This is a genomic window from Burkholderia sp. RF7-non_BP4, assembly GCF_001521935.1.
Lineage (GTDB): Bacteria > Pseudomonadota > Gammaproteobacteria > Burkholderiales > Burkholderiaceae > Burkholderia > Burkholderia diffusa.
In genome coordinates, this window is sequence record NZ_LOTA01000001.1 from 45,985 (window position 1) to 55,500 (window position 9,516).

Consider the following 9,516-nt stretch of genomic DNA (forward strand, 5'->3'; position numbering starts at 1 on the left):
CCCCCTTCCATGCTCGCGACGCGCTGGCGCTCATGCAGGCGCGCCGGCACGACGCGCCGGCGACTAGGTCGTCCGGATACGTCGCGACAACCCGGCACCCGCATCCGTACCCGCATCGATCGCGAGGATGCGGCGCGTTTCGTCGCGGATGACCCGATGGCAGTCGCAGCCCTGCCGTTCGAGACCGTCGAGATCCGTCAGCACGACGGCACCGCGATGCTGATGGATCAGGCCGAGTTCGTGGAGCTGCCGCGTGGTATCGGTGACGGTCTCGCGACGCACGCCCAGCATCTGGCCCAGCATGCCGTGCGTGACCGGGATCTCGATGCTGCGCGAGCGCTCGTAGGCGATCAGCAGCCAGCGGCTCAGTTGATGACGCATCACGTGATGGCGGCTGCAGAACATGACCTGCGACGCCTGGGACAGCACCAGCTGCATCCGCACGAAGACCTGCCGCCGGATCGCCGCCGATGCGTCGCACGCGTCGGCGAAACGGTGCGCATACAGCCGATACGCGAATCCGCCGCGATAGACGACGACGCGGCGCTGCATCGCGCTGCCGATGACGTCGTCGCACACGAGGCCTTCGCGGCCGATTTCCGTCACGCCGAGCGTCGTCTTGCCGCCCGCCGTGTATTGCAGGGAAAATCCCGCGGTCACCGGAAAATAGACGGCCTCCAGATCGTCGCCGGCATCGCACAGCACCTGGCCGGTCTTGAGATTCGAAAGCATCAAATGAGGCGCCAATTCCGAACGGCTGATTCCGTCGAGCGCAGACAGGAAATGATTGGCACCGAGTGCATGCGGCAACTCGATGACGTTGTTGGCCTGATCTCTCACGGCGCACCTCGTACGTTGTATCCCTGCCCCTCGGCCACCGAACCTTTCTGCTGTTTTCACCGCACCGGTTTAACGGTTTTTTCCGCCTTATCATCGCGGTGACATTGAGCAAAAAGGTATCACGCAGCCCAGCCGTACGCGACACTCCGCTTTCGTTACATGAAGTAATTTGACAGTTCGGTTCGCCATCCGAAGATACTTGCACCGTCAATCGAAAATCCACGATTTAAACTTGTTCAATATAAGGCGGATTGTTCGATGGATTATCGGAAATGACGGGAGAATGCCAATACGGGGTAATGCGATTTACTCCGAAAATTAAAATCATTCTCGAATCGAAAAGAATGCGGGAAACGTGGGCTACCGCACACTTTCCGCTCGACATGTTTGGAAGCCGTGGTGGCGCGCACTCGGAAACCGGTGCTAACGCGCCGATGCCGCTGCCCTGCCCGCGTCGAGCGATGCGGCCCGCGATGCATCCGACGGATCCGGGAAATTGCGTTGCCGCAATTGGGCGATCTGCGCATCGCGCACGTCGGGCGCAAGCTGCTGCGCGTCGAGCCGGTCGCGTTCGGCCGCATAGTCGCGATAGCGTGCCTGCCACGCGTCGTCGTCCTGCTGCATCCGCACGACGCGCGCGGCAACATCGGCACCGAGCTGCGCGCGCAGCGCATCGGGCGTCGCGCGCTGGCCGTCGAGCCTCGCAACCGTTGCAATCGCGTCGCGCTGTCGCGCCGCGCGCTCGCGTGCATCGCGCTCGCCGGGCGGCAGCGCCTGGTCGAGCGCGGCGAGGCGCGCGCGCTTTTGCGCATCGCCGAGCGTCGGATCGCGCGCGATCCTGATCCGGTCGAGGTCGTCGCCCTGCCGCCGGACATCCGCGTCGAAGAACGGCGTGCTCCAGTCGCCGAGCCAGTGGCGCGCGAGTGCCGCGCGCCGCTCGAGCTCGCCCGCGATCGCGTCCGGATCGAGAGCGGCGCCGGCCTGCATCGCGCCCGTCTGCGTATCGAACGCGGCGAGGCACGCGCGATAGCGCGGCCACACGTCGAGCGCGTCGCGGCGGGCCGCCGCACCGATCGGTTGCGCGTCGATCTCGCGCGCGACCAGCGCATCGAGCGCCATGGGTGTCAGGTCATGCTGCGCAAGCAAAAAGTAATCGAAGAATTCCCGGACCGCGCGCACTTTCGCGAGGTGCCCGTCCGGCGCGACCGGCAGACTCGGCGCACGCGAGCCTGCAAGCGATGCCGGCAACGCGACATCGGATGCGGCAAGCATCGGCTGCGCCGCCGCACCGCGCGGCGCGGCACGACCCGGCGGCGGCGCAACCGCGACGGCCGGCGACGCAGCCTGTCGGCCAAACACGTGCCACGCGGCGGCCACGGCGATCGCCCCGGTCGCGCCGTACAACACGGCGCGGGACAGCGCGGTCCGGACTTTCATCGCTCAGACGCCCCGCAGCTTCAGCCGGTTCGCCTGCACACGCAGCGCGGCGACCGGGTCTTCCGCATACGCGCCGCGAATGCCGAGCAACTGATTGATCGCGTCGAAGTGATTCCAGCGATAGCGCGTCGAGATCACCGTGCCGAACAGCGAACTGCAGGTCGACGTGAAACCGTCGTTCGGGCCCGCGCCGGCCAGCGCCATGATGTTGCCGGCCGTCAGGAACACGAGCGTCGACGGATCCAGCACGTTCGCCGGATCGATGACCGGAATCACGCTGGTGTCGACCGCGCCGGTCACGATGCCGAGCAGCGACACCGGCTGATACGCGGCCCCGCTCCACGAGTACAGCAGATGCACGTTGCCGCCGATCGTCTCGACCGGTGCGCCGGTACCGCATGCGCCGGCGCCGAGCCCCGGGCTCGGAAACAGCTGGTTGAACCGCGCGGCATAGGTCGTGCTCAGTGCGTCGAGCGCGGCGATGGCGTCCTGATTGGTGTTGTGTGTGTTGCTGGTGAGGATCCCGAACAGGTTCAGCAACGCGCCGAACACCGGCGTCGACAGGCCGGTCGGGTCCAGCTTCAGCGCGCCCAGCACGAAGTCGGCGAACTGCGAGCCGCGATGCGGCGTCGCGATCGTCGTGACCGACGCAACGAGCGCGGGTGCGACCGACGCCACGTAGCGCGACGTCAACCCGCCCTGGCTGTGGCCGATCAGGTTCACCTTGGCCGCCCCCGTCACCGCGAGCACTTGCTTCACGTAGGCCAGCAACTGCTCGCCGCGCCCGTTCGGGCCGAGGTCGCTCTGGAAGCCGGAGAGATCGGCGACGTAGACGGTCGCGCCATGCCGCTGAAGATCGGCCTGGATGCCGTACCAGTACGGCAGGATGCCGAAATAGTCGTCCGTTCCGGTCAGCCCGTGCACGAGGATGATCGGATAACGCGTCGCCGCGTAGTCGTCGACCGCCGTCTGCGCACCGGCCTGCGCCGAACCCAGCGCGACGCACGCGAGCAGCACGATGCGGGCGATGAACCGTGCGCGCACGCGCGACACGCATCGCGCCGCCACGGCGCGCAGGACCGTCGCGACGCCCTGCACGGCGATATCGGCGCGACGACGCGGCGCGATACGCCGGTTGATGTCGATGTCATGCATTCTCACTCTCCCATGCGGCATGCGCGGCCACGCGCCGCTGCCACGCGATAAACAGCGGCGCGCCGACGACTTCGAGCGCCGTGAAGCCGACGAACGGCGGCCACGGCAACCCGAGCGCCGCGAGCGACATCAGCCGCCCGACACCGCCGAGAAAAATCATCATCCATAGCGTCGCGAACAGCCGTCCCTGCCGCTCGATCCGCGGGATCACCGAAAACGCCGCGAGCCCGAGCCCGAACCACACGCCCGCATAGAAACGCAGGTTGCCGTCCAGCGTCGAGTCGGCCGGCAGCGCGATGCCGAGCGACGCGTACAGCGGATCGTGAATGCCCATCATCCCGAGCACGCCGGTGATCGTCGGAACCAGCGCAAGCACGGCGGTCGCCGCCTGAAGCGCGCGTTTGCTCATTCGAATTCTCCTTGCGTCATCGATAAAAAATGCCCAGCACCTGAATGCTCGTCGACTCCGGCATCGCACCGAAGCGGCTCCACGACGGCCCGCCCTGATGCAGCCACTGCAGCGCGACGTCGAACCGGTCGAAGCGCCGCCGCAGTTCGAGCCAGTATTGCCGGCCGCCGCCGAGATCGGCCTGCACGAAACCCGACAGGTCGAGGCGCCGCACGCCGACGTTGCGCCATGCCGCCATCACGAACACGCCGTGACGGGTCTGCAGTTCCTGTGCGGCGATCGACGTCTGCACCGCACTGCCCCATGCCATCGGGTTCGCGCGCTGCAACGACCGCCATTGCGCCGCGTCCGCGCCACCGCCGTTGCTCTGGAATTCGGCGGTCAGCGAAAGATCGACCGGCAGCGTCCACGTCGCGCCCACCGACGAACTGCTGCGGAACGCGCGATCGTCGGCCGCGCCGGTGGCACGCGCGATCAGCGAGCGCCGGTAGCCGCCCGTCCATTCGACGTATGCGACCACCGAGTTGCCGAGCAGCACGCTCAGATTCTGGCCGAACTGCGGCGCCTGCCCGCTTTCGCCGTAGACGATCCATTGCGGCTGGATCGCCGCGCTGAGCTGCTGGCTTGCGACGAGCATCCAGCGATCGACGCCGTTGGTGCGCTGCAGGTCGGACGCCGCGGCCGGGTCGCCCGGCACGCTGCGGCGCTCGAGCCGCGGCGACAGCAGCGCCGCGAGCGAGCCCGTGTCCCACACCCGCTGTGCGCGCAGCCCGACCGTGCCGAGCCGGTTCGTGTGCCGGCTGTCCGGATCGGGCGGCACGTCGAGGCTCACCGCGCCGGCGCGGAAGAAGTCGGTCGGGTTGTAGCCGATCGCCGCGCCGAGCCGCTCGTTCACGCGGCCCGCGTCGACGACGAACGCCGGCGACGCGCGCCAGCTCGCATACGCTTCCTTCACGAGCGTCACGTCGCGCGACGACGTGCGCGACGTGCCGAGCGGATCGAACCGGTCGAAGCGCATCGAGAAATGCGCGGCGAACGACGGCGTCAGCCACTGCCCGTACTCGAACTCGATCGACAACTGGTTGCGGCCGGCCTCGCCGCCGTCGCGATAGCGGCTCGCACGCAGCGCGTCCTGCACGTTCAGCTTCCACGGCTTCGCGGTGTCGGGCGGCGTCGCGGCCGGCTGGTCGGCCAGCGCGAGCGCCGCGGCATCGGCTTCGTCGACGCCGGCCATGCCTCCCGTCCCGTCTGCCCCGCCCGCATCCGCCGCGTGCACGCACGCCGGCAGCAACGCGAACGCAACCGCCGCGATCCGGCCTCGGCGTCGCACCGTCATTGCGCCTGGAAGCGGGACAGGTAGTCGCGCTGCAGCCATGCATCGGGAATGTCGCGCCACGCGTAGTCGGAAAAGCGCATGACCGTGACCCAGTTGCTGTCGAGCCCGTCGATGATGACGGTCTCGGTCGGCCGCTCGACGCCGAGCTGCATCGTGTAGCGGCGATAGAACGCGGTCTTCAGCAGGCGGTCGCTTTCCGAATAGAAGCGCGCCTTCAGCGGCCGGTTGTTCGCCGCGTCGATCCAGATCTCGATGCGGCGATACGTGAGCCCGTCGCCGTGGCCGGCGAGCGCGAGGCGGTACGCGCGGCGCGTCTGCCGATCGCCGTCGACGATGTCCTCCACGCCCTTCAGATCGGCCGTATAGTCGTGCGCGAGATTGACCGTCACGACGTCGCCGTTCGCGGCCTGGCCGAGCAGCCGCTGGTCCGGCGAGATCCGCACGCTCGCCTGGTTCGCCGGGTCGTAGAACCACAAGTCGTTGCCGTTCTTCAGCATCAGCTTGCCCGTGTCGCGCGCCGGCGCGACGAAGCGCACCAGCGTGCGGAACGCGCCGCCCGGCGCGTCCGGCTTCGAATGGATCGACAGCGTATTGCCGTCGACCTGCTTGCCGGAGCGGTACTCGACGAGCGTCGCGGTCAGCACGAACGATTTCTCCGGCGTGCGGATCGCGTCGCTCGCCGCGAGCAGCTTCTGCGGATCGGGCGTCGGCTGCGCGTGCGCGACGCCGGTCAGGAACGAAAGACTCAGACAGCATGAAACGAACAGGCGACGCACGAGCGCTCTCCCGAAAGTGAAGTGAACGAAAAACGCGGCATCCGGGCGACATCACACATGCCGCAGCGCATCGACGATCGACAGCCGTGCCGCGTGCCGCGACGGCAGCCACGCGGACAGCCCGGCCACGCACGCGAGCCCGACGAACGTGACGGCGATGGTTCGCCACTCGCCCCACACGCGCACCGTCAACGCGACGGCGTCGATTCGCGCGGGCGGTGTCCACGCGAGCCCGCTGTGATTGACGATCGAGGCGATCGCGAGCGCGACCAGCACGCCGAGCGACGCGCCGGCCACGCCGAGCAGCGCGCCCTCGCAGACGAACAGCCGCTGGATGCCGCCGCGCCGCATGCCCATCGCGCGCAGCGTGCCGATCTCGACGGTGCGCTCGATGATCGCGGTGCTCATCGTGTTGCTGATCACGAACAGCACGATCGCGCTGATCAGCACGAACACGAAGCCGAAGATCACCGAGAACATCCGGTTGGTCTGGTCGTAGAACGGGTTCAGCGTCGCGAAATCGACGACGTCGAGCGACTGGCCGTCGAAGCCGCCGTGCAGCAGCTGCTCGATGCGCGCCCGCGCCGCGGGCAGATCGGCCGTGCGCGCGAGCTGGATCTCGATCGCGGTCGCGCGCGGCGCGGCGCCGCCGTAGACGAGCCGCTGCGCCTGCGGCAGGCGCACCGCGAGATATACGTCGTCGAGCTCCTTCACGCCCTGCTGGTCCGCCTTCACGACCGAGAAGCGGCCGACGTTCGGCGCACCGCCCGCGCTCGCGGTCAGCACTTCGACATGGGTCGCGCCGTCGGCGGCCGGCCGCGTGCCGGCCTCGGCCTGCGCGAGCGCCAGCACGTCGGGAGGCGCGCTCGTGGCCGGACCGTCGGCGGCCGGCTCGGCCGGGCCCGGCGGCGCATCATGGCAATCCGGCACGCGCAGCGGTGCGCACAGGTGCAGCACGCGCGCGACGCCAAGGCCGACGATCGCCGCGTCGTCGGCGCTGCCGCGCAACGCGAACGCACGCGGCCGCAGCGGGAACCCGTACGCGTTCCATTGCTGCATCCGGTACTGGTCGTCCGGAATCGCGCCGAAGCCCATCACGGTGCGCGACACGCCGGCCGCGAAGTTGCCGGCGATCCCGCCGAACTGCAGCGTCGGCGTGACGACCTGCAGCAGCGGCGCGAGCTGCGGATCGCGCCGCAGTCGTTCGATCAGCGCCGGGTAATCGCGAATCCCGTATGCGGCCGGGTCGCCCGTGCCGTACAGGAAATAGCCCTGACGCTGGATCTGCAGGTGGCCGCTGCGCTGCACGAAGTCGGTCTGCAGGCCGAGCGTGATATCGCGGCTGAAGCCGCCGAACAGCAGGATCGCGCTGACGCCGACGATCATCGCGAGCAGCGTGGTGAGCGAGCGCCGGCGGTTGCGCTGCAGATTGCGCAGCGCGAGCATCAGCGTATGGGTCATCGGCACACCTCCTGCGTCGCCGTGTCGCCGCCGGCCCGTTCGTGGCCGACGATGCGGCCGTCGAGAATCCGGATCACCTCGTCGGCCACCTTCACCACGTGCGGATCGTGCGACGACACGATGAACGACACGTCGCGCTCGCGCTGGATCGTGCGCATCAGTTCGATGATCGCTTGCCCGGTCGCGCTGTCGAGGTTCGCGGTGGGTTCGTCCGCGAGGACCATCGCGGGCTCGGCCGCGAGCGCGCGCGCGATCGCGACGCGCTGGCGCTGGCCGCCCGACAGCTGGCTCGGCCGGTGCCGCGCCTTGTCGGCCAGGCCGACCGCGTCGAGCAGGTCGCGCACCCGCGCGGCGCGGCGCGCCGGCGCCCAGCCTGCCATCAGCAGCGGATACTCGACGTTCTCGTAGGCGGACAGCACCGGCAGCAGGTTGAAGGTCTGGAACACGTGGCCGACATGGCGCGCGCGAAAATCGGACAGCGCATCGTCGGACAGCGACGCCGTGTCGTGACCGGCGATCGTCACGCGCCCGCTGTCGGGGCGGTCGATGCAGCCGATCAGGTTCAGCAGCGTCGTCTTGCCGCTACCCGACGGGCCGCTCAGCACGGTGAAGCGGCCCGCGTCGAGCGTCGCCGACACGTCGGCGAGACCGGTCACGCGCACGCTGTCGAGCCGGTACGTCTTCGACAGGTGTTCGACATGCACGAGGCTCACGACGCACCTCCCGCGCGCACCGCATGCACCGACGCCGCCTTCGACGCATCCGCGCCGGCACCGCCGGACACGGCCGGCAACGCGCGTATCAGCCGCCGCAACTGCAGCCGGTACGCGAAATGCTCGACCTCGATCACGTGCCGCGGCGTGCGATGGAATGCGATGCCGCCGCTCCAGTCCGAGCGGCCGCGCCGGATCAGCCGGTCGATGCGTGCGGCCTTGCGCGGCGCCGTGTCGCGCGCATGCAGATAGCGGGCGAGCAGTTGCGCCTGATAGTCCATCAGCGGCCAGTTGCCGGTCGACGTCTGGAACAGCCCGATGAAGAACAGGTCGCGATGCTGCGCGTCGAACAGGTTCAGATACAGCGACGGTTGCTGCTTGCGCCATTGCAGGTGTGCCTGGTCGATGAACGGGAAACTCGGCTGGTAGCCGGTCGCGTACACGATCACGTCGATCGGCTCCTCGCTGCCGTCGACGAACGCAACGCGATCGCCCTTCAGTTCGCGCACGTCCGGCCGCGCGTCGAGATCGCCGTGGCCGAGGTGATAGAACAGCGTCGAGTTGATGATGAAATGCGATTCGAACAGCTTGTGGTCGGGCTTGCGCAGCCCGTAGTGTTCCGGCTGTCCGGCCGTCGTCAGGCGCAGCAGCCGTTCGCCGAAAAAGCGCCGCGCCCAGAGCGGCATGCGCAGCCGCAGCGGCCACTCCGCCCACTCGTCCGCCGGCATCCCGAACAGGAATTTCGGCCAGTAGTAGTAGCCGCGTCGCGTGCTGTGGAATACCGCGCTCGCATGATGCGACGCCTCGACCGCGATGTCGCAGCCGGAATTGCCGGCGCCGACCACGAGCACGCGCTTGCCGTCGAAGATCTCCGGTGTGCGGTACTGCGACGAATGAAGCTGCAGCCCGTCGAAATGCCCCGGATAGTCCGGCAGTTGCGGATGCGACAGATGCCCGTTGCAGACGATCACGCCGCGATAGGTCCGTACTTCGCCGCGATCGAGCTCGACGCGCCACTGCGTACCGCCCTGCACCGGCGCGATCTCGAGCACCGAACGGCCGAATTCGATCCGGTCGTACACGCCGAAGCGCCGCGCGTACGCGCGCAGATACGCGAGCGCCTGGTCGCCGCGCGCGTAGGTCGGATAGTCGTCGGGGATCGGAAAGTCGGTGTATTCGGAAAACCGCTTCGAGCTGATCATGTGGATCGAGCGATACACCGCGCCGCTCGACCGTCCGTAGTACCAGTTGCCGCCGACGTCGTCCTCGCGCTCGATCACGTCGAAGCCGATGCCGGCCGCGAGCAGGTTCTTCGCGGCGGTGATGCCCGCCGCGCCCGCGCCGATGATGCAGTACCGCGCGCCGTCGTTGCGCTCCGTCATGGTGAGC

At 68.5% G+C, this 9,516-nt stretch carries 9 protein-coding genes; all 9 read right to left on the minus strand.

The window, feature by feature from the left end; translation table 11 throughout:
* Positions 1–63: 63 nt before the first annotated feature.
* On the minus strand, positions 64–840 hold the full coding sequence (locus WS49_RS00200) for a Crp/Fnr family transcriptional regulator (RefSeq protein ID WP_059523373.1): 777 nt from the start codon (positions 838–840) through the stop codon (positions 64–66).
* A gap of 423 nt (positions 841–1,263) precedes the next feature.
* Positions 1,264–2,277 (minus strand): lipase secretion chaperone, encoded by a 1,014-nt coding sequence (locus WS49_RS00205; protein ID WP_059523375.1) that lies wholly within the window; start codon positions 2,275–2,277, stop codon positions 1,264–1,266.
* Between the two features lie 3 nt (positions 2,278–2,280).
* On the minus strand, positions 2,281–3,432 hold the full coding sequence (locus tag WS49_RS00210; protein ID WP_082725447.1) for an esterase/lipase family protein: 1,152 nt from the start codon (positions 3,430–3,432) through the stop codon (positions 2,281–2,283).
* The gene (locus tag WS49_RS00215; protein WP_059523377.1) at positions 3,425–3,841 is read right to left on the minus strand and encodes a DUF4345 domain-containing protein; all 417 of its coding nucleotides are present in this window, start codon (positions 3,839–3,841) and stop codon (positions 3,425–3,427) included. Before WS49_RS00215 ends, WS49_RS00210 begins: the two co-directional genes overlap by 8 nt.
* A gap of 16 nt (positions 3,842–3,857) precedes the next feature.
* A complete protein-coding gene (locus tag WS49_RS00220) occupies positions 3,858–5,153 on the minus strand; it encodes a hypothetical protein (protein ID WP_373557180.1) in 1,296 nt (431 codons plus the stop codon).
* Between the two features lie 20 nt (positions 5,154–5,173).
* Positions 5,174–5,953: an outer membrane lipoprotein-sorting protein gene (locus WS49_RS00225; RefSeq protein WP_059523382.1), complete on the minus strand. Its 780-nt coding sequence runs from the start codon at positions 5,951–5,953 to the stop codon at positions 5,174–5,176.
* A gap of 51 nt (positions 5,954–6,004) precedes the next feature.
* On the minus strand, positions 6,005–7,414 hold the full coding sequence (locus WS49_RS00230; protein ID WP_059523384.1) for an ABC transporter permease: 1,410 nt from the start codon (positions 7,412–7,414) through the stop codon (positions 6,005–6,007).
* Entirely contained in the window at positions 7,411–8,127 is a 717-nt protein-coding gene (locus tag WS49_RS00235; protein ID WP_059523386.1) for an ABC transporter ATP-binding protein, read from the minus strand. The genes WS49_RS00230 and WS49_RS00235 overlap by 4 nt, the downstream gene beginning before the upstream one ends.
* Positions 8,124–9,509, minus strand: coding sequence for a flavin-containing monooxygenase (locus tag WS49_RS00240; protein WP_059523387.1), 1,386 nt, complete (start codon positions 9,507–9,509; stop codon positions 8,124–8,126). Before WS49_RS00240 ends, WS49_RS00235 begins: the two co-directional genes overlap by 4 nt.
* Positions 9,510–9,516: the final 7 nt, after the last annotated feature.

Excerpts from the sequence above, each read along its gene's own strand:
- WS49_RS00205 (WP_059523375.1), bottom strand. The coding sequence starts at position 2,277 with ATGAAAGTCCGGACCGCGCTGTCCCGCGCCGTGTTGTACGGCGCGACC.
- WS49_RS00210 (WP_082725447.1), bottom strand. The coding sequence starts at position 3,432 with ATGCATGACATCGACATCAACCGGCGTATCGCGCCGCGTCGTCGCGCC.
- WS49_RS00215 (WP_059523377.1), bottom strand. The coding sequence starts at position 3,841 with ATGAGCAAACGCGCGCTTCAGGCGGCGACCGCCGTGCTTGCGCTGGTT.
- WS49_RS00230 (WP_059523384.1), bottom strand. The coding sequence starts at position 7,414 with ATGACCCATACGCTGATGCTCGCGCTGCGCAATCTGCAGCGCAACCGC.
- WS49_RS00240 (WP_059523387.1), bottom strand. The coding sequence starts at position 9,509 with ATGACGGAGCGCAACGACGGCGCGCGGTACTGCATCATCGGCGCGGGC.